Here is a 19,882-nt window from a genome sequence, read left to right as displayed (position 1 = left end):
CTGACCGAATTCTGTTGACGAAGCACTACAGGAACTGACTGCCAGCAGTGCAGCAATCGAAAGGCACGCGGCGAGTGGTTGTAGGCGTCGAGGCATCAGTTACTGCCTTTCCGAACCAGATCTTCAAAGAGGTCCGTGCCCGGAACCTCTAGTGCATCGAGCGAAGGCTCGGTGATCGAATCCCAGGTGAAGGAATCGTCCTGCGGTGCAGTGGGCTGCGCCGGGCCGGGGGCAATTTTTCGGTAGGAGATACCGCGGGGCACCTCGGGCGCGGGGAGAGGCTCTCCGGCCGCCGCAGAACTTCCGGTATTGCAGTCCCATAGCTTCGCTAGATTCTTTGGAGAAGTGCTCAGGGATGCATCGTCTAGACAGTTACCTGAACCCGGTGAGCGCGTCGAGGCGGTATAGGCCAGATCCAAGTGATTATTCTCGAAGTGGTCCTCGCGCACGTGGATGTCGGTTGGCGCTAGGTCCTCGGTGGAGGTGATCTCGATGCCTGCGACCGGATTATCAGTGATGCGGTTTTTCAAGATCTTCACATCGGTAGCTCCCGAAACGCCGATCCCCAGACCATACCCTCCCTCGCCGTGGGCAGGAGTATCGGGATTGTTACTTTGCCCAATGAAATTCCCGGCAACGACGGAGGTTCGCAGAGGGATGAAGGCCTCCTGGTAATCGGACAATAACGTCATCCCAAGGCGGTTACCGGTGAACCTATTATTGATCACGGTCACGGTGTTTGAGGCGTTGGTCTGCTCGTAGCCGACCGCATTCGACTCGGCGACGTTATTCCGCACGAGGACATTACAGGAACTGCACTGTCCCACGTAAAGTCCGGAGTCCGCGCTTCCCGACGCATAATTGTGTTCGAGGATGCCATTCTGCGCGTCAAATGCGTAAACACCGTAAAGCCCATTGTTGTATGCGGAGACGTAACGCACGGCAAAGCCATCAACCGGTGGGAATTTTTCCGGGTCAAGCCTCTGGTAGCCATCACTGCCGCGCGCTAGCCCGCCTTCTTCGGTGGCCATGCCCGTAACCAATACGCCGTTGAGGGTGTAGTTCTTCACCGTCAGGTTTTCGACGCGTACGTGATCACCAGTGACGACAACGCCATTGCTTTTAGCGTCGCCGCCATCGAGAACTACGCTGTTGCGGTCCGTACCCCGAAGAACGATGTCATCGCCGCGCACCACGACGGATTCGTTGTAGGTTCCGGGCGAGATTTCGATGGTGTCACCCGGACGGGCTGCATCGACTGCTTCTTGGATGCTCGATGCCATTGCCGGCACCGAAATCGTCTGTGGGCCACTGGAATTCGGGCGCGGTGTAGGTTCCGTTGCGCTGCAACCCGACAGTACGAGGGATCCACCGACTAGCATGGCTACCAATGTCCGCCGTATTCTCACCTAGGTCTCATCCCATCGTTGTCGTCGGGTAGTGGCCGGAGGGGCTACCGGCTAGTCGAAGTATACGGAGTAACAGTCCCTTGTCCCACGACCATGGCACACGCGAAAACCTGAACAGTCAGATGAGCAAAGAACCAGGAATCAGACCCACACGGCGCCGCTTGTTGACCACCGGCGTCCTGGCCGGAACGTCGGCCGTATCCTTCGCCGTCGGACGAAATCTCGCTGGCTCAAACCAAACGGAAACGGTGTCGCATGTAGCTGCCGGGCCCGAGCGCGTGTCACCATTCGGGGCGCGTCAACCAGGAATTACTTCGCCCTCGCCACGGCAGCAAAATGTCACGGTGAGCATTTTTGATGTTCTCACGATGGCGCAGGTGCCCGAGATTCTGGACAAGTTGGGCAACATCGCGGTCGATGCGATCGAGGGAGGCATGCTGGCTGACACCGAACCGGCCAAGTTGACGCTTACTGTCGGGGTCGGGCCACGGGTGATTCGTGAATTCCTATCCGAAGCTTCTCCGGGTAGCCAAATGCTGCCAGACTTCCAGCGAGAACAGTTCGAGTCGCCGGGGCTGAAACAAGGCGACCTGTTCATTCAGCTTTGTTCTGACGATCAGATGGTCACCTCGCTCGTCCAGGCTCGGGTCGAAGATTACTTGGCGGATAAGAGCGTGAAAAATTGGTCGGCACAGGGGTTTCGCGGCGCACTGGACAATGGAGCGGCGCGGAATTTACTGGGTTTCCACGACGGGGTGAGCGTTCCGCGGGGCGATGCGGAACTCGATGATTTGGTGTGGCTTCAGGAACCCGAACGTCTTCGGGGAGCGACGATCGCGGTGGTGCGTAGAATGCCAATCGATGTGGCCAGATTTGCCGCGCTGACGCTCGAAGAACAGGAGCAGGCTGTTGGCCGTCGGCGTAAGAATGGGGCGCCGCTGTCTGGTGGCTCGCGCGAAGATGATCCGAACCTGCATTCAAAGTCTCCTGCCGGCGAAGTAGATATTCCGTTGGGAGCTCATGTGCGCAGGGCTCATCCCTTACCCAGCGGGGCCAAGGGGTTAATGCTTCGTCGGGGTTACTCGTACTTCAATAGCTCCGACGACCAGGGTCTGCTCTTTATTTCCTTCCAATCCGAACTGCGAACGTTTACTGCGACGCAGCACCGGATGGACGAACTGGATGACCTGATGAACTTCACGAGGACAACGGCGAGTGGAACGTTTCTGATCGGACCTGGACAGACCGAAGAAACGAAACTCGGTGATTTCCTCCGGAGCTCGGCGCCGTAGTGTCGCGTCGATGAACCCAGATGCTCGCCCTATTGCGGGCGAGCATCTGCAGAGATGGTCTTAGTTGAGTTCCGCGAACGTCGGATAGTCGGTATATCCGGCCTGTTCGCCGACGTAGAACGTCGTCGGGTCTGCCGCGTTTTCGGCCAGGTCTTGACTCCAACGATGCACGAGGTCGGGATTCGCGATGGCTGCGCGGCCGACCGCGACCGCATCCGCGGCACCTGACTCGAGCAGGCCGGTGGCCTGCTGGCGTGTGGTCTGTTCACCAAAGCCCGTATTTAGCACCAAGGGCGCTTGGGCAAGACGCCGTATCGTCTGCACGAGTTCCCCGGCAGGATTGGCGCTGAGCACATCGACAAAGGCCAACCCCAGTGGGGCCAGCCCGGCGGCTAGTGCTTCATAGGTAGCTAGTGCATCTGCATCGTCGGTCTCCAGCGCGCCCTGAATATTGTGCTGCGGGGAGAGCCGGATACTGGTGCGCTCGCCGCCGATACGTTCGGCAACGGCACGGGCAACCTCGATGCTCAACTTGGCGCGATTCTGTGGAGAACCGCCATAGGCGTCGGTGCGTTGGTTCGAGGTTGGGGAGGTGAACTGGTGCAGTAGATAACCGTTGGCGCCATGGATCTGCACCCCGTCCATGCCAGCGTCAATCGCGTTTTGTGCTGCCTTCACGAACCCGGCGATTACCTCGGTGATTTCTTCGACCTCCAGCGCATGGGGCACGGGCGCGTCGGCTTTGCCTTCCGGGGTACGGATGGGATCCGGGGCGGCCACAGCACTCGGGGCCACAATCCGACCGGTGCCGGTCAGCAATTCGTGGGAGATACGCCCACCATGCATGATTTGCATGAAGATGCGCCCGCCTGCGGCGTGCACCGCGTCGGTAACCCGACGCCAACCAGCCACATGTTCGTCCGTTTCGATGCCCGGTTGGCCGATCCAGGTGCGCCCTTCTATGGTCGGCCAGGTGCCTTCGGTAACGATAAGGCCCAGTGAGGCGCGCTGAGCGTAGTGCTCGACCATAATATCGGTCGGTACGCCACGTTCGTCGGCGCGTAATCTAGTCAACGGCGCCATGACCAATCGATTGGGAAGTTGCAGCGATCCGAGCGAGATCTCGGAGAAGAGTGACTGCGTGGATGTATCCGTCAAGGCGTTCCTTCCATCGGGTGAGGCGACATCCTGGGTACGTCTGCGCCTCGTGTGCTCCATCAATGGTTACCTTCGGGGCAACGGATAACGGCCGAGGAGTATTCCCCAGCAACATCGCCTCAGCGCTTTTGTGAGCGGAGCAATAGCATGCGTTCGACGCGAGCGATCGCTGCCGGAACCGGCTCGATCAGCTGCACAGTGGTGCTAGTGCGTAGCTGGCGGGCCGTGTCACTCAACGGGCCACCAGCGATGACGACAGCTTCGGCGCCACGAGCGGCTGCGGCACGTGTGGCCTCGCGCAATTGCTCCAGCTGTGCCTGCGGATTTGCTGCGAGAACTAACGGGCCATCCCCGGTCAGGAATACCCCGCGGAAACTATCGGAGCACCCATAGCGCTCAACTTGCTCGGTTAGGGAATCCACAAGGTCAGGAGTCGTGGTGGCCAAAGCGAATGCACGGCCTGCGTGAGCTGCTTCCAAAATGGCGGACTGCCCGATGCCAACCACAGGCAGGTCCAGCGAGTGCTGTAACTGTGCGAGTCCCGGGTCTCCAAAGGCCGCGATGATCAGCGCATCCATCGTCCCTGGCTCGAGTAGATTAACTTGGTCACCGACGGCCGTAGCGGCCGCGGCCAGCGCTACCGGCTCCGTGATCATTGCCGGTCCGCTGTGAACGGTAGCCCCACGGACGGTGATCGGCGGGAAACCACTGCGGTGTCGCATGGCCAGTGTGGTCATCATTGTTGTGGCGCGCGTGTTGGTGTTGGGGTTCAGTAACACTACATTTTTCATTAGCTCGCTCAACAGTCGCCCACCACCAACGCCACAAGGATACCCACAAGCACACCGACCAGATTGCCGATGGCCCGATCCCCAAGCAATTGGAAGTCACCGGTGGGTGCTGGCAGTTTGAGCATCATCTGGATGATCGGCGTGGAATAGCCCATGGCAAGACCGTAATTGCGGACCATGAACAGCTCGGTGGGATACATCAGGGCAATGATCAGCAACGTTTGGACGGGCACTGGCACGCAGACTCTTGTCGAGCTAGATGGCAGCGGGACCGCCGATTGGAGTGAGCCACGGAGATTGGCACAGGATGAGGCGAAGCACTGCCACGGCTCCAAAGGGCTGCCAACCCGGCCGTCTCGTTGACCGTATTTATGAAGTGGAAGACAGGTCAGCGCGCGGCAAAGTTCCCGGGCAAGCTACGTCCGGGAACTAAACCGATAGGGAAAGAAGTGATGCTTAGCTGACCGGGCCACCCTCCGAGTACATCACCGAGTAGTGCGAGATTTGCTTCCCCGACGAGTGCCAGATCGTCACGCTGGTCACTCCTGGGTCGTAGTAGGTAATTTCCGGTCCGTCACCTTGCTGCGCAGAACCCGCCTTTACGCAGACTCCAGTGATCACCATGCCAGCCGGAGCCGTGATGGTGGTTGAAGTGGCACCTCCGGCGCCAAGATGTCCGGTATCCCAGCTTGGACAGACGGCCCCGGCAGGCGGTGCGGCATTGGCTGGGGCTACGGCGCCCAGTACCGAAAGTGCAGCAACGGCGGCCGTGGCTAATAATCGCTTCATTGTTCGCTCCTCGATTGCTAACGAGTGGATGGCCGCGGACCTTGGGTCCGCGGCCGCTGCGTACCGGCTGGCGAAGTCCGGGGGAGCCGGTCTCGAGGCATGGCGCGGGAAGTCCCCGCGCGTTCCTGACCACCACCCAGCACGTGACAGGCGAGCATCGACCTGCGAAGCCCGCGGATGCGCAATGAATTGCTAGAGCTAACCTAGGCAGATGGTCGACTACTCGGCGCGCGTGCCCGGTACTTGAAATGGCTCGATTTCTCGCGAATCCGCTACTCGATTGTGCTCTGAGATCAGGTGCTTTGGCTGTGCCGGTAAATATGTAGCGACAGCGAGAGGATGGTTAGCGCTGTGGAGCTTCCCAAATCCACTTCGAGTAGCTTCTCGAGGTCACCCAAGCGCTGATAAAACACCGAGCGGGAAAGGTGACTGTGTTCTGCGGCTTTCGAACGATTCGTCGGATACGTCAGGTAGGACTCTAAGGCGCGCAGATAATCGTCACGGCGTTCTGGTTTCAGAGCCAAGATCGGCGCGAGGTGGTGTTGTGGCAAGCGCTGGATCGCCGGTTCATGCCGTAACTCGTGAACTAGTAGCGCTAGGGGGTCATCGGCGGCGTGGCGCACATCGCCGGTTCCGGGAAGGTGTAATTCTCGGCCAGCTAGTGCTTGGGCAAGTGAGAGTGAAGCTCGCGGCAGGTCCGTGGCAACCGATCCAATATATAGCGGGAGCAGAAAGTGTTCGCTTGAGGGTACGGGGTGTGCGCTCTCGGGGCTGGAGTAGAGCCCAAAAACTACTCTCGGAGCTCCAGGGGCGATGCCTCCAAGGACTGAGCCACCGGAGCGCCACTGATATTTCAAAGCCTCGAGGGCTTCTTGGGGGTCAGCCGTGGGAGCCAACTGAATTGCGAACCCACGCAGATATCGACCACGGGTGGGGAATCCAGCAGACTCGAATTCGGTTTGCAACCGGTGCATGTCGGGTTCGCGGTGATTGAGTAACCGATCAAGTAGCCGATTGGCCGTTCCGAGCTTCCATAGCAGCGGTCCGGGGCGATAGAGCAAATCGGTGCCCAGCGTCGTGGCTGCCATGGTGAGGACGTGTTGTACCCCAGCGGGGTGGTCAGCATCTTCGGGGGTGAGCAAGGTACCGAAGCGCTTGCCGCGAACTACTACCGGCACTGCATAGCGCGTTGGGTTTCCTTCACGGTGCTGGGCCGCCGAACGGTGTTGCCAACCCTCGAAGAACCCTGGCGGTAGGTCACCGGGGCACGAGTAGTGCACCACGTTGTAACCGGAATCTTCCATGACCACCGTGCGTCCGAGCATGCGTGCGCAGTCCTCCAATACCGACTCGGCCGGGGTACCGACCTGCATCAGCTTGGTGAAGTGGTCATTGACCTCACCGCCGGCTTCGAGCCGTCGGGTTTGCCAAGAAAACAAGTGTTGATGGACGGCCTCGGTAATGTCGACGAATGCCACCGGCCGGTGCATCAGTATGAGTGGCAGTCCGGCGTTTCCACACGCGGTCACCAGATCTACCGGCACTTGTGGCACAGGTTCTCCGAGTTCTAAGACCAGTCCGGGGCAGTGCCTTTCAACCAGTTCGCTAACGAATCGCTCAAAGTCCATGTCCGCTCCCCACGCGATCCCCGTGGTGAGTACTAGTTCGTGACCGCGTAAATGGATTCCTGCGGCAACGGTTTCAAGGACATGGGCCCAGTGGATGGGGCGACGTAGTCCCCGATCATCTGCAAAAACTTGCGGGTTCCCGGCCAGCATGGAGGGAAAGGACAGGAGTTGGGTAATGGTCAGGGGCGAGCCTTCCGGACAATTTGTATGACTTTCCTCGAAATTCAGTCCAAGTGTCACTGTCGGTGCCCTCTCTGTTGTGGAAAACTTGCAGTCAAGCGCAATTGAGTGATCCAGTTCACACAATACATTCTGTATGACTGAGGAGACTAGCTGAGATGTTCGGACTGCCAACGTTTACCACCGTGGTGATTGTCGGGGTGCCCATACTCTGGGTGATCTATACAGGGGTGTTCCTTTGGGTTAGCCGTGGCTGGAAGCGCGAGGATGCCGAGGCCAAGAAATGAGCATTGAGTTGGCGTTCTTGATTGTCTACTTTGCCGCCATGGCGGGTATCGGTGTCTGGGCCATGAAAAAGGGGCGGTCGGATTCCGAGGGGTTCCTCCTCGCCGGCCGAAGTCTCGGCCCCGGTGTCACCGCTCTGCGTCTTCAAAGTTCGTCTATGTCTGGCTACATGTTCATGGGCGCGGGGTCCCTTGGCTACACCCAGGGCTATTTCGGTATGTGGTACGCCCTGGGAGATTTGGGTGGAGGCATCCTGAACTTGTCGGTACTTGGCCGTCGCATGCGCAAGCTATCCCAGATATTGGGGTCCATTACGTCCATTGAGTATTTGGAACACCGCTATCCCTCGAAGTGGATCCGGCTGATTGCCGCACCGGTCGCGCTCTTCTGCATGTTTTTCTATGTCCTCGCCCAGTTCATCGCAGGTGGACGTGGACTCGAAATGGTCACCGGGGTGTCCTTTCCTGTCGCCTTGGCCATCGCAATCGGTGTCATCGTGCTCTACACCTTCCTCGGCGGATACCTGGCGGTGGCCTATACCGACTTCGTGCAAGCCATCATCATGGTCATCGGTATGGTGTGGATCTTGATTGCAACGCTGATCGAGATCGGCGGCTTCACCGCCGGTAACCAGGCCGTCGGCGAAATAAACCCGAATCTGCTGACCATGTGGGGTGCAGATCTAGGGTTCCAAGGACAGTGGGGTGTCATTCTGGGCGCCTTGCTGGTGTTTTCCATTGGGTACATGGGTTGGCCGCACGTGGTTGTAAGCCATATGGCCATGAAGAGACCTTCGGTGGCGCGCACCGCTGGGGCTTATTCGTTGGCTTTCAATCTATTGTTCATCCCGGGGCCGTATCTAGTGGGTCTGTTCGCGCTGATCCTCTTGCCCAACCTCGCAAATCCGGAAACCGCGGTCTTTGCTGTGGCCGATGCGGTTCTGCCTACCTTTGCGGTGGGCATCGTTATGGCTGCAATTATGGCCGCGATTATGTCCACTGCCGACGCGCTACTACTTCAAGCCGGTACTATTGCCAGCCAGGATATTTATGCTCGCTTCATTAACCGGAAAATGACCGATGCGCAGATGGTGAAGGTTTCGCGCATTACCGTTTTGCTCCTGGCGGTGATCGGGTATGCCATCGCTGCATTCGATCCGCCGGCGGTTGCCGAAATTGTTATCTTCTCCACCACTGTGCTTGGAAGTGCCTTCGTGCCCTCCTATGTATGTGCCGTGTGGTGGAAGAAAGCGAATGCTGTAGGAGCGATTAGTTCCATGCTTGCTGGTACGGCAGCATCTGTTGCCTGGCAGCTTTCCGGATTGCCGACCAGTACGGGCATCGACCCCATGGTGGTGGGTATCCTTGCCTCGGTGCTGGGTATGGTGGTGGGCTCACTGCTGACCCAGCGGAGCCATCCCGTGCCCGAACGGATTGCCCGTGCCCTAGATGAGACGGCTAAGGTCGGCCCTATTCCGGCCAAAATGCTCCTTGGGCAGGACGCGTTCTTAGCCGCTCAGGCAGAAGTGGCGGCTCGCCGTGAGGGGTGAAGGGGTCCTTCTGACGGTTGTCGACGCAGACCAAGCCGCAGACTTACTGCGTGTTAAGGAACCGCAACTGCGCATTCATGGAGCTCGTCTACGACATCATCCGTTTGCCGGGTTTGAATACGAGATCCCATACTTAGCTGGCCAGACCAAAAGAGCCTACGCGCTAGTTGACTATTATTCGGGCAAAGCCTTCATTACTGATTCGTGGAACTTTGCCCCTGAATCGGGTGGGTCTGTGCAGCCCGTAGTCGATCCCGGGTGGAACTCAATTGAGTTTGAGGTTGCCCGACGTCGAGCAAGGGCGCTGATGTCGACTGCAGCCCTGCGGCGGGCCCGCCTTGCCTGGCGCGGAGGAATCCGTGAGCTGGACAGTGTGCGCATGGTGTGGAAGCCCAATTGGCTATTGGATGTCAGCCTGCACGGGCGGCAGTATCGAGTCTTGGTCGACGGGCTCAACGGTGGCTACTTTTTTCTAGAATCCTAATGCCTAGCCTCGGAGCTCTCGAATAAAAAGTAAACGCAGTGATTATTATTCACTGAGACAGTGGGCAATAGCCTCGGAGGTTACTCGGGTTAAATGCAGGGTGAAAAACTAGCAAATCGGTAGATGAAGCTTCAAGCGTGGAGTTGAATGTAAGAATAGGGCGTTCTAATGACGTCTTTGCGCAGAGTAGAACGTGACGTCCGCACCGGGGGCGACGCGTTATGGCCTCGGAGCCGACCTGCGCGCTTGGTGCTCGGAGGGGTCGGCTGTCGCAGATTCCATGGATTGGGGGATGGAATGTACCCAGCCACTCGCAGACCCTCGCCGGCATCGCAGTTACGCCCGGGTTGCGGACTAAGCCGCGACCACGGGGCGTAACTTCTATAAATCTAGTTTATAGTGGGCATCTTTTCTGGCGCAGAGTCATTGGCACTATCTTGTGGACATATCGGGCGATAAGCTAAAGGCGATCAATAAACGACGTCGTCGATAGCTGATGAGAGCAACCGGTCCTAACCGGCGGCTTTTATCGTCACACGTCGCACAACATGTGCTTGGAGGGAGTTTGCCCAACGCCGAAATGCGGTTGCAATTCGTCCGCGAATTCCAAGCCATAACCACTCATCCTGCCATCCCTCGTTTTCAAGGGGCGCTGACCGGTCGGGAACGAGTGTTGGTTGTTCATGCACCGCCTTCCGCGAATAGCCAGTGGTTCTGCGCTACCTGGACGGGTCGGGCACCGACCGAGGTGATCATGCTTGATGATTACGCGCAGGAGCCCGACGGTTGGATGGGGCAGCTGGCCGGGAAACTCCATGAAGATCCCGAGTATCGTGCCGCCATTGTCACCGGTAGCCAGAGTTACGCGTGGAAATTGTGCCAGCGTTTCGACGCTGCGTTGGCCGTGCATTCCGATGTGTTATTGCTTTTGGCCGAATGGCGTTCCTGGGCGCAACTTATTGATCCCAGTCAGCGACTTATGTTCCATGCCAATGACATGTATCGGTTGGCTGGCGGCTGGGCTTTGCCGCTGTTTGTGCTGGCCACCGATCCTCAAGGGCATACAACCGCAGCGCAACGATTGTTGACCTCCGTCGTCTTGCCCTGGCTAAGTTATGTGCGTGAAGGCGACCTGACTGCCGAGGCAAGTTTCCTCGAGAGTTTCAGCGAACAATCCCTCCGCGAATTTTATGGCCATTATTCGGCTGCGGGGCTGGGGATTGAGGAACTACGGAACGCCGGCGCCGTGTTCCAAGATCATCTGGGCGAATACTTTATGCCGCAACTTATGAAAACGGCACTACGCCAGCGCATTCAAGAGGTCGCTCCGACGAAGATCCCCCTGTTACAGGACGCCAGCTTGGCCACGCGTGCCAAATCCGGAGATGTATTCGGTGCCATGAGGGAGGCGATGACCTGCAGGAATTGGGATTCGCTTCAACAACTGGTGTTGGAGCACGGCCTCGACCTGTTCATCAGTGCGCCACGTTTCCTGTCGTCCATCATTGCGAAAATGCCGGTCTACGTGATCGAAGAATCCGGATACCTAGGGATCGCCGGCAAACTACTATCGATGATCGACCACGGCAAGGTTATCGCTCCGATCCCGACGTCCTCGCGGAACGGGGAACGTTCCGCCGCCATGCAGAAGTTGGCGCAACAGGTCGAAGCACTCGAACCGACCGGCGGCATGAAGTATGTGGCACTCGCGCTGTTGAATTTTGTGTATCTCCGCTTGGGCGGGCTTTATTCGCAGTCTGCCGACGCCGCTGCACGTCTTCACGAGTCGCTGCAATTCGCGTCGGGCGTAGCTATTACATCGCCAAAATTGCGCGCCATAGCGAAGACCCAGATCGGTGTGTCGCTGATACTCGACGCTCGCCTGACCGCCTCGCGTTGGGTTTTGGGGCAGGCGGTGGAACTGGCGCAGATTAGCGGCAGTAACTTCCTGTTGGCCGATGCTGCGGCCAAAATGGCTCTGGTTGAGTCCCTGAACCACAACCATGTCGCGGCGCGTCAGTTGGCCTACCGTAGCGAGCAGGCGGCGCTGCGTGCCGGGTGGGCCCGCGATCTCGTTGAACGATCCGCCATCCTGGCTCGAGGCATTGTGGCGTGGAATGAACTGGATGCCGATGCGTTGCGTCACGAACTCGACCGGCTGCCGAGTGAACCGGACCGGGACGAACTATGGAGCGTTCATACGTTCTTGCTGGCCGTCTCGTACCTGCTCGAGGGTAAAGGTGCCCGAGGCCGCCAACTGATTGTGGATCTACTCGATAGTCGGCGCTACGCGCTTGGTGACTTCGGACGGCAACTGCTAAACGACGCTCTCTGGCTGGCCACAGTGCTCAGCCCCGGCGGATGTCTGCGCGTGGATAGCTTGGGTGAAAATCAGTCCATGGCCCTGCAACGGCTCCATGGATGGACTGCCGGTAAACCCCTTGAAACCCAAAGTTCTACGGTGGCCGACGCCGAAGTCATCGGGTTGTGGCGCCCATTGACCCAGGCCCTCGACGTTGTCGACCGGCATCATGGCCGGTGCACCACGACGGCGCGCACGGAGCTCGCGGCGGTACTTCCAGAAAATGCCGTGGCCGTGCGTGCCATGCTGGCGGGCATTAGCGGATTCGAAGTGCTGCTCAAGGATCTTGAGCTCAACGTGGGCCAGCAACGGGCGCTGGCCTACCTCTCCGAGCTTGGGCCGCGCCCCAAGCGCACCAACACGCCCAAACTGACACCGAAGGAACTCGAACTTCTCGAGTACCTGCGAGCTGGGAAAACGCGCCGACAGATCGCGGTGTCCACGTTCCGTTCGGAAAATACGGTGAAGACGCAGATGCGTAGCCTCTACCGCAAACTTGATGCCACGGACCTGGCCGCGGCGCTGAACATCGCGAACCGGCTAGGCCTCTAGCCCTCGGAAGCCAACTGCTCGGCCAGCGCCACCACGAATCCCTCGGGAGCTCGTACGTAGCACAGACGGTACACCCCTTCGTAGTCCACGATGCTTCGTAGCAAACTCCCGCCCACGGCTTCGAGGCGGTGCAGAGTCTGCTCAATATCGTCGACGGCAAACATGGCTCGGTGAAGCCCCAGCGTATTAACCGGTGGGGCAGCTGGCTGTGCCGGATGGGCCGCCGGACGCTCGAATCGGCTGAGCTCAATGCCGGTGCTTTCCCCGGGGACGCGCATCATGGCGATCTCGCACCGTGTGCCATCGACGTCGATGCAGTCATCGACCACTCGTCCCTCGACGAAACCACGACCCTCGAGTTCCAGTCCGATGGCGCCGAAGAACGCGACGGCCGCGTCGAGATCGCCCACCATGATGCCGATATTGTCGATTCGCTGTACACCCATGACAGCGAGACTACTCCGGTTAAGGGGGCGAGGTCACCGGCCGAAGCGAATTAGTCGAGCAGAGACACCAGGTGCTCGGCCATGGCCAGCGAACTGGTTGCCCCCGGTGAGGGAGCATTGCGTACGTGCAGCACCCGCTCGCTACGATCCAGGGCAAAATCGTCGAGCAGCTTGCCGCGGGCATCCATGGCCTGCGCCCGAATTCCGCGCGGCAAGGGGGTGATGCTGGCGCCGGCAAGCGAGGGAACATAGCGGGCGGCCTGGTCCACAAAAAAGCCGCGGCTGGCCACCGAGCGCAGTTCGCGAATGGCGGCGCTGGCGTTGGCGGCGGAGAAACGCCAGAAACCGGCATTGCCCAGTGTCGCGATCAGGTCCTTCGGATCGAGGCCAAGCCCGGAATACTTCTCCCGGGACAGCGAGAGAAAGGCGTTGGGGCCGATGGTCATCGAGCCGTCGACTCGCTTGGTGAGGTGCACCCCGAGGAAGGGATAGCGCGGATCCGGCACCGGGTAGACCAGTCCGTTGAGGATCTGCCGGTGCTGTTCTTCGAGCAGGAAATACTGGCCGAAGAAGGGAACGATCCGTGGCTGATTTCCGGCGCCGGACGCTCGGGCTAAGCGATCGGATTGCGCACCGGCGCAACTGATCACCCGCTCGACCCGGAACTCTCCGGCGGAGGTATGCAGCAAGGCCACATCGTCGCGATCCTCGATGCGATCTACCGTGCACCCGGTCCGTAGTACCCCGCCGGCACGCTGCACATCGCCCACCAGTGCCTGGGTGACCGCCGCGTAGTCCACGATCGCGGTATGAGGGGAGTGCAGGGCCGCTCGTCCCGTGGCGTTCGGTTCGATCTCACGCAGTCCCGCGGGCCCCAGCATCGACACCTCGGGTACGCCGTTGGCCAGAGCCGTGGCGTGAATGGCGTTCAACCGCTGCTCTTCGGCCTCATCGAGCGCCACCACGAGTTTGCCGCAGCGTTCGTAGGGCAGAGCCTTCTCGGCGCAATAGTTCTTGATCAGGTCGACCCCGCGACGGCAGAGCTTCGCCTTGAGGCTACCGGGCTTGTAATAGAGACCGGCATGCACCACACCGGAATTATGGCTGCTCTGATGCGCCGCGACCCGATGCTCTTTTTCGAAGAGCGCGACCTGAGCCGAGGGATACCGACGCAATAACTCGGCGGCCACCGCAGCTCCGAGGATCCCGGCCCCGATGACGGCAAACGATTGCGCGGTGGGCATAGTGCGGACTCCTTGTCGGGCCGTAAATATAGTTGGCGGTGCTCTTGTCTACTAAATCGAATCATGATGAGGTGAGGGATGTCACTTCGCGTACTTGGGGGCGCGTCATCTAGTTCAAAGGAGAACCGCATCGTGCCGTCCAACAATCAACCTCGCCCCGTCCGCACGCAGGCCATCAAAGTCGCCGGCGTCTTGGCCTCCACCGCGTTGGTGTTATCCCTAGGTTCCGTTCCCGCCCTCGCCGTCGGAGAAGGGCCTAACTATGGGGGTAATGAATCGATCAACACCTCGATTCTGCACACCTACGATTCCATGGCCGCCGAACTGAAGAAGCAGGACGCCAAGCAGTCCGCGCTCGAACTAGAAGTCATCGGGCAGTCGGTGAAGGGGCGCGACCTGTTCCTAGCGAAGTACCTTTCCGACCCAGCAAACCCCACGATCCTTTTCCTGACCCAGCAGCACGGCAACGAACAACTCACCACCGAAGGCGCCCTGGAGGTCATCAAGCATTTGGGCACCGGCCGAATGAGTTCGGTTTTGGACAACGTGAACATCCTGGTGCTGCCGATGCTGAATCCCGATGGGGCCATGGGGGATGTGGACTTCCCGCTCGATGACTATCTGGCTAAAGGGGATCGGCACCTGACCCGTTACAACGCCAACAATGTCGATATCAACCGCGACCACGTGGCCAAGACCCAGCCGGAGATCCAAGCGTTGCACTACAACGTGCTGCAGGCGTACGACATCGATTACATGATCGACCTGCACCACCAGGGCACACGTTCGGCGGTGGACGGAAAATTAGTCTCCGGATCCATCCTGCACCCCACAACACCCGACGTGGCTCCGGAAGTCCTCGAGGGATCGAAGCGACTGGGCGCCATTGTCTACCAGAGCGTGGATCCGACCGGCTGGGGTCACCTTGGTAAGTACGCCGGCGGCACCGCTAACACCATTGCCCGAAATGGTGTCGCCGCCGAGTACGGAATATCCACGCTGCTCTTCGAAATGCGGGGCATGAGTGATCACGAGAACCCCGACGCCGTGTTGGGCCAGAAATCCAACGGCTACCTCCGGCAGCAGACCATCACCACACTAGAAAGCACCATTAGGGCCGTGGCCGATGGTTCGGTGGAAACCGCCGACACGTCCATCTGGGATACCCTGCCGGAGCAGGTGTGGCTCGAGGACACCAAAGGTGATGAATAGCCCGCGGCGACAGGAGCCCTCGGCGTAGGCTGGAGATTACCCGGAGTAGTCCAGTTCAAAGGAGTTCGACCTTGTCGATTGTCGTCATCAATGCCCTATCGGTTCCGGACGGGGCACCAAACGCCGAACTTGAAGCACGCTTTGCTGCGCGCAAACATGCGGTAGATTCCGCACCGGGGTTCGAGGGTTTCCAGCTGCTGCGCCCAACCGGTGGCGGAGACCGCTACTTCGTCTACACTCAGTGGGCCAGCCGTGAGGATTTCGAGAACTGGCGTCAGCAGGGATCGGGTAAGGCGCACGCTCCTTCCGGTACCAAGCCGGTGGCCACCGGAGCCGAGCTCATGGAATTTGAGGTCGTCGAACTCTAGTCGTGCCAAGTGACGTCCGCGTTGCCGAGAAATCTCGTGCGGCGCGGACGTTTACTAGTTGTGCGGGTATTGCTCAAGTCGGGTCATGGTCCTCGTAAATTCTTGGAGCGCCTCGTCGCAAAGCTGGGCCTCTCGTACGGTGATGCGGCCGTAGGCCTCCTGCGCAGACTCGGGAAGACGCGAGTCGGTCTCCAACAGGGCCAGCAGATCGCGGCAGATGACGCTGTCGTGCGCCTCGCCGAGGGAACGTGAGATCTGGCGTGCGAGCGCGAATACCTCGAGGGCGCGTCGTGGCCGAATGCCGCACTGTGCCTCGGCCGTGTGCATCAGTCGTTTGGCACATTTTCGAACCTCATGTAGCGCCGCATCACGGGATCGGCCCTCCGGAATGACGAGGGCTCGATCGTAGGCGATGCGTAGCTTGAGGTTCTCGGAACGCGTGATCTGTCTGCAGGTTTTCTTCGTCTGACCTTTGGCGGGCCGGGACATTTGAACAGGACGAGGAAGCGTGGCGAAGTTTTCTAAGAGGAGCGCGTAACGGTTTGAGTCCAATACTTGCAGGACGTTGACGGTGGCCGTAGCGAAAGCTGGGGCAAGCCGTGCGTCGATAGGGGCGAAGATCTCGGCGCTACGCGACGTGGCAGGAAGCTCCGCCAGTCGGTGGCTCAGCCGGTCATGTAAGACCTCGGCGTCGCGGGCTTCGCCAAGCACTCGGCCCAGCCATTTCAAGTCCCTACTCAGTTGCCGCGTGGGTAGGGAACTTAGTGCCTTGCGGTAGGCAACGAGCGTGGAGCGGGACTTACGTACGGCAGTGCGCATTTGATGAATGGAATCGGGCACGTCTGCGCGGACATCGGATTCGAGGAGTTTGATCTCGCTCAGGCGCGCGGACAGATAGCTTAGTGCGATGTCATGGGCAGGTGCTTTGGCCTGCTGATCAGGCGGTCGGTTCATGACACACCTCATTCTCGCGGTCCGGTCGATTCGGTCCTCGACAGATGTTACGGCGAGAATTCCGTCTTTCGTGCGTCGAGTACCTTGGTAGCCGACAGCGCGAAACGCGCGGCCGACGATATTTCAATCGTACCGAGAGCGGTGCTGGCGCGGGCCGTGACTACCTCGGTGATCGTCCGCCGAGGTAGTCGTCCACGAATCCCAGCAGATGCTCGCGCATCCGCTCCGGTGTTGCTGCGTACGAGCCAATGCTCGTCTGCATCGCCAGGCCATCGACCAACGCAAGTAAGAGCTGAGCCGTCGGCTGTGCCGGTCGGTCTGCCCGCACTGCCCCGGATTCTTGGGCTAAGACAAGGGCCCGCACAAAGAATCCGCGCCACGTTTCTAATGCCTCATTAACGGCTCCGGCCAGTTCCTCATCATGGCGTGCCGCGGCAAAAACCTCGAGCCAAAAGCCCCACCCTTCACCGAAGCCGCGCTCCGAGTCGACCGAGAACATCACCAGAGCGCGTAGTTGATCCAGCCCGGGCCTGTGCTCACGTACGATGCGCAACCATTCGTTTTCCGATTCGTGAATGCGGTGGTCGATGGCGGCAGAAAGCAACGCGGACCGTGAGCTGAAGTAGTGCTGGATCATGCCTACGCTCAGTCCACAGTCCGTGGCCACGGCGGCGAAGGAACAGCGTTGCACCCCGCGGTTCGCGATGACGGCGCAGGTACTGCGTAGGATCGTCTGCCGCTTGGCGGCCTTCTGTTCCTCGGTTACCGCGTACTGGGTGAGTTTGCTCTTGTCACTAGTCATCGACAGACAGTGTAGCGGGTATGGTTACACGGCTTGCAGCGTAGTCGTTCATGGCGTGCGCAAGGCGCCGGGCGCCCTCAGCGAGCTGTTCCTCGGCTACCGCACTGAAAGCCAGACGTAACTGGTTCGTGCCCTGGCCGTCGGCATAGAAGGAGGAACCCTGCACGAAGACTACCTGCTGGGCGATGGCGTGCTCGAGCAACTCGGCGGTATCCCAGCCCTGCGGCAACGTCACCCAGCTGAAGAATCCGCCGCCAGGAAGGGTGAACTGCACATTCTCCGGAAGCATCGCGGAAAGCTCGTGGCACAATGCGTTTGCCCGGCGTTGATAGGCCGCAGTTGCCGCCGCGATTTCCTTGCGCCACGGGCGTTCGGCGATAAATTGCAAGGCCAATTCCTGGCTGAGGCTAGAGGGACAAATGGTCGTTGACTCGGCGGCGAGCTGCAAGGGACGACGTAGCCAGTGAGGCGCGCTGACCCAACCCACTCGTAGCCCGGGGGCGAGGATCTTGGAGAAGGAACCGAGGTAGATTACGCGCTCAGGGTCAAAGCTGACCAGTGCCGGGCGCGTGTGATCACCGAAGTTCAGCAACCCGTAGGGATTATCTTCAATGATCGGGATATTGAACCGTGCGCAGATGCGAACCACCTGTTCGCGGCGTTCTGCGGCCAGCGTGATGCCGGTGGGATTGTGGAAGTTGGGGATGCTGTAGAGGAATTTAGGAGCCGTACCCAGCGCGGCTAGTTCGTTAAGTACCCGTTCCAGATCCTCCGGGATCAGCCCTTGCGCATCCATGGCCACATGTCGCGTCTCGACCCCGGCGCCCCCGAAGACGCCTAGGGCGCCCACATATGTGGGGCCCTCGGCGAGAACGATATCTCCGGGGTCGCAGAGCAGCTTCACGATAAGGTCCAGACTCATCTGGGAGCCGCTGGTGATCTGAATGGACGCTGGGTCGGCATGAATGGATTCGGCGGCCATCAACTCGGTGATCGCGGCGCGAAGCTGCGAGTCCCCGGTGCCCGAACCGTACTGTAGTACGCGGCCCGGCTGGTTCTTGATGGTTTCGGCGCTAACCGAGGCCATCCAGTCCAGCTCCATCAGCGACAGGTCCGGGTTACCCCCGGCGAGTGAGATCATGCCCGGCTGCATGGACACCTCCCACACATCACGAACCGGTGAGGGCACAAATCCCGCAGCGCGGCGGGCTAGAGAGAGGGCAGTCATGAGACATCACTTTCGTTGGCGAGCGGATGTGTCTCCGCTCAGCCAAGAATAAGTTGTCCATACTGAAATTTTCAACAGGTAATTTCAGGACCTCTAGATAGAGACCTGGGCCTGTCGCGAGTAGTCCTCCTTGATCAGTTCGAGGTGGTGCCAACTTTCAAGCCGACGAATTCCCGGCATTTCCCGCAGTAGGTCCAACTGCGCCAGTAACTCCTTGGGGGAGTGCCCGACCATGGTCGCCACGGCGTCGTAACGTCCCACGCAGGGTGTGGCAAATTCAATCCAGTCGTGAGCGCGCAATTGAGTGAGGGTTTCTCCGCCATCGTCTATTAGGGTCAGCCCTAGGCCCAGTGACAGGAGACGTCCGCCGCCTCCGCGAAGTTCGACGGCTGCGATGCGGATGATGCCCGTACCTAGCAGTCTCTGGATGCGGGCCCGCGCCGCGGGGATGGAAAGCCCGACGGTATCGGCGAGCCTCGTGTAGCTGGCGCGACCGTCTTCTTGGAGAAGTGAGATCAGGTGCCGATCGATCTCGTCCACCGTTGAGACGCCGTCGTAGCGCGAGATGAAGACCCCGGAGAGTTCCCCCGAATACAGCACGCTGTCGATGGCTTCAATAGTCGCTATCTGTCGCACTGTGGACAACAACGTATCCAATTCCCGCAAGTTCCCCACCCGCACCTCGGCAACGAGATTCCAAGCGCCACTGATGCAGGTCACGAGCACCGCCTCGGGACGTCGAGCGATCTGCTTCGCGACCGGCAGGCTCGCCCCGTTCACGCGGATGGACAGATGGGCAATGACTTCCTGGCCGAGGAAGGAAGGGTCATAGGCCGCGAAGACGCGCACCGCACCGTTGCTGAGCAGGCGATTCATGTGATCGGCCACGGTGGCCCGAGAAGCCCCTAGGGTACGGGCGAGCTCTTGGTAACCAATTCGCCCATCACGTTGCAGCGCCTGAACAATCCGTGAGTCGAGCGATGATGACGCGAGATGTTCGTGGAACATGAGAAACACCAATCTGCGCTGACCGTTGCGCACTAATGAAGCTGAGGTGGAGTATCTAGAAAGATTCGCTCAGGAGTTCGCCGGAATGCCCCGGCGGATATTAGGTAGATCCTTCTATCTACCTAATTTTAGCCTTTGTGG

19 protein-coding genes are annotated in these 19,882 nt (G+C 59.6%); 7 read left to right on the top strand and 12 right to left on the bottom strand.

The window, feature by feature from the left end:
- Positions 1 to 95 precede the first annotated feature (95 nt).
- A complete protein-coding gene (locus tag ACJD00_RS15255) occupies positions 96 to 1,283 on the bottom strand; it encodes a right-handed parallel beta-helix repeat-containing protein (protein ID WP_418907741.1) in 1,188 nt (395 codons plus the stop codon).
- A gap of 248 nt (positions 1,284 to 1,531) precedes the next feature.
- Here ACJD00_RS15255 and ACJD00_RS15250 point away from each other — a divergent pair, with 248 nt between their 5' ends.
- Positions 1,532 to 2,701, top strand: coding sequence for a Dyp-type peroxidase (locus ACJD00_RS15250; RefSeq protein ID WP_418907740.1), 1,170 nt, complete (start codon positions 1,532 to 1,534; stop codon positions 2,699 to 2,701).
- Between the two features lie 60 nt (positions 2,702 to 2,761).
- On the opposite strand, the gene ACJD00_RS15245 is transcribed toward ACJD00_RS15250, so the two are convergent.
- The 5 genes from ACJD00_RS15245 to ACJD00_RS15225 all read right to left on the bottom strand — a co-directional run bounded on the left by ACJD00_RS15245 (position 2,762) and on the right by ACJD00_RS15225 (position 7,307).
- Positions 2,762 to 3,859, bottom strand: coding sequence for an alkene reductase (locus ACJD00_RS15245; RefSeq protein ID WP_418907739.1), 1,098 nt, complete (start codon positions 3,857 to 3,859; stop codon positions 2,762 to 2,764).
- 119 nt (positions 3,860 to 3,978) lie between these two features.
- The gene (locus tag ACJD00_RS15240) at positions 3,979 to 4,650 is read right to left on the bottom strand and encodes an aspartate/glutamate racemase family protein (RefSeq protein ID WP_418907738.1); all 672 of its coding nucleotides are present in this window, start codon (positions 4,648 to 4,650) and stop codon (positions 3,979 to 3,981) included.
- Between the two features lie 8 nt (positions 4,651 to 4,658).
- Entirely contained in the window at positions 4,659 to 4,883 is a 225-nt protein-coding gene (locus tag ACJD00_RS15235) for an FUSC family protein (RefSeq protein WP_418907737.1), read from the bottom strand.
- Between the two features lie 223 nt (positions 4,884 to 5,106).
- The gene (locus ACJD00_RS15230) at positions 5,107 to 5,439 is read right to left on the bottom strand and encodes a hypothetical protein (protein ID WP_418907736.1); all 333 of its coding nucleotides are present in this window, start codon (positions 5,437 to 5,439) and stop codon (positions 5,107 to 5,109) included.
- A 293-nt stretch (positions 5,440 to 5,732) separates the two neighbouring features.
- Entirely contained in the window at positions 5,733 to 7,307 is a 1,575-nt protein-coding gene (locus tag ACJD00_RS15225; RefSeq protein ID WP_418907735.1) for a PucR family transcriptional regulator ligand-binding domain-containing protein, read from the bottom strand.
- A 98-nt stretch (positions 7,308 to 7,405) separates the two neighbouring features.
- Between ACJD00_RS15225 and ACJD00_RS15220 the strand changes: the two genes are divergently transcribed.
- The 4 genes from ACJD00_RS15220 (at position 7,406) to ACJD00_RS15205 (ending at position 12,479) form a co-directional block, all read left to right on the top strand.
- Entirely contained in the window at positions 7,406 to 7,534 is a 129-nt protein-coding gene (locus ACJD00_RS15220; RefSeq protein ID WP_418907734.1) for a hypothetical protein, read from the top strand.
- A complete protein-coding gene (locus tag ACJD00_RS15215) occupies positions 7,531 to 9,081 on the top strand; it encodes a sodium/proline symporter (RefSeq protein ID WP_418907733.1) in 1,551 nt (516 codons plus the stop codon). Before ACJD00_RS15220 ends, ACJD00_RS15215 begins: the two co-directional genes overlap by 4 nt.
- A gap of 307 nt (positions 9,082 to 9,388) precedes the next feature.
- The gene (locus ACJD00_RS15210; protein WP_418907732.1) at positions 9,389 to 9,565 is read left to right on the top strand and encodes a hypothetical protein; all 177 of its coding nucleotides are present in this window, start codon (positions 9,389 to 9,391) and stop codon (positions 9,563 to 9,565) included.
- 754 nt (positions 9,566 to 10,319) lie between these two features.
- Positions 10,320 to 12,479 (top strand): helix-turn-helix transcriptional regulator, encoded by a 2,160-nt coding sequence (locus ACJD00_RS15205; RefSeq protein ID WP_418907731.1) that lies wholly within the window; start codon positions 10,320 to 10,322, stop codon positions 12,477 to 12,479.
- On the opposite strand, the gene ACJD00_RS15200 is transcribed toward ACJD00_RS15205, so the two are convergent.
- Positions 12,476 to 12,925, bottom strand: coding sequence for a VOC family protein (locus ACJD00_RS15200; protein WP_418907730.1), 450 nt, complete (start codon positions 12,923 to 12,925; stop codon positions 12,476 to 12,478). The two genes, ACJD00_RS15205 and ACJD00_RS15200, sit on opposite strands and share 4 nt — an antisense overlap.
- A gap of 50 nt (positions 12,926 to 12,975) precedes the next feature.
- Positions 12,976 to 14,169, bottom strand: a complete 1,194-nt coding sequence (gene lhgO / locus ACJD00_RS15195; protein ID WP_418907729.1) for an L-2-hydroxyglutarate oxidase — start codon at positions 14,167 to 14,169, stop codon at positions 12,976 to 12,978.
- 174 nt (positions 14,170 to 14,343) lie between these two features.
- On the opposite strand from lhgO, the gene ACJD00_RS15190 reads away from it, so the two are divergent.
- Together ACJD00_RS15190 and ACJD00_RS15185 are read left to right on the top strand one after the other, a co-directional pair.
- The gene (locus ACJD00_RS15190) at positions 14,344 to 15,381 is read left to right on the top strand and encodes a M14 family zinc carboxypeptidase (protein ID WP_418909346.1); all 1,038 of its coding nucleotides are present in this window, start codon (positions 14,344 to 14,346) and stop codon (positions 15,379 to 15,381) included.
- A gap of 71 nt (positions 15,382 to 15,452) precedes the next feature.
- Complete coding sequence (locus tag ACJD00_RS15185) at positions 15,453 to 15,749, top strand: antibiotic biosynthesis monooxygenase family protein (protein WP_418907728.1); 297 nt, start codon at positions 15,453 to 15,455, stop codon at positions 15,747 to 15,749.
- A 54-nt stretch (positions 15,750 to 15,803) separates the two neighbouring features.
- Here ACJD00_RS15185 and ACJD00_RS15180 read toward each other — a convergent pair whose 3' ends face one another.
- The 4 genes from ACJD00_RS15180 to ACJD00_RS15165 all read right to left on the bottom strand — a co-directional run bounded on the left by ACJD00_RS15180 (position 15,804) and on the right by ACJD00_RS15165 (position 19,741).
- Positions 15,804 to 16,703: a CHAD domain-containing protein gene (locus tag ACJD00_RS15180; RefSeq protein WP_418907727.1), complete on the bottom strand. Its 900-nt coding sequence runs from the start codon at positions 16,701 to 16,703 to the stop codon at positions 15,804 to 15,806.
- 160 nt (positions 16,704 to 16,863) lie between these two features.
- Positions 16,864 to 17,505, bottom strand: a complete 642-nt coding sequence (locus ACJD00_RS15175; protein ID WP_418907726.1) for a TetR/AcrR family transcriptional regulator — start codon at positions 17,503 to 17,505, stop codon at positions 16,864 to 16,866.
- The gene (locus tag ACJD00_RS15170) at positions 17,498 to 18,733 is read right to left on the bottom strand and encodes a PLP-dependent aminotransferase family protein (RefSeq protein ID WP_418907725.1); all 1,236 of its coding nucleotides are present in this window, start codon (positions 18,731 to 18,733) and stop codon (positions 17,498 to 17,500) included. The genes ACJD00_RS15175 and ACJD00_RS15170 overlap by 8 nt, the downstream gene beginning before the upstream one ends.
- 93 nt (positions 18,734 to 18,826) lie before the next feature.
- A complete protein-coding gene (locus ACJD00_RS15165) occupies positions 18,827 to 19,741 on the bottom strand; it encodes an Lrp/AsnC family transcriptional regulator (RefSeq protein ID WP_418907724.1) in 915 nt (304 codons plus the stop codon).
- Positions 19,742 to 19,882: the final 141 nt, after the last annotated feature.

This window comes from Glutamicibacter endophyticus (assembly GCF_048457885.1).
GTDB classification, from domain to species: Bacteria; Actinomycetota; Actinomycetes; order Actinomycetales; family Micrococcaceae; genus Glutamicibacter; species Glutamicibacter endophyticus.
Note: the sequence above shows the minus strand (reverse complement) of the source record. Positions and strands in the feature narration are given on the sequence as shown.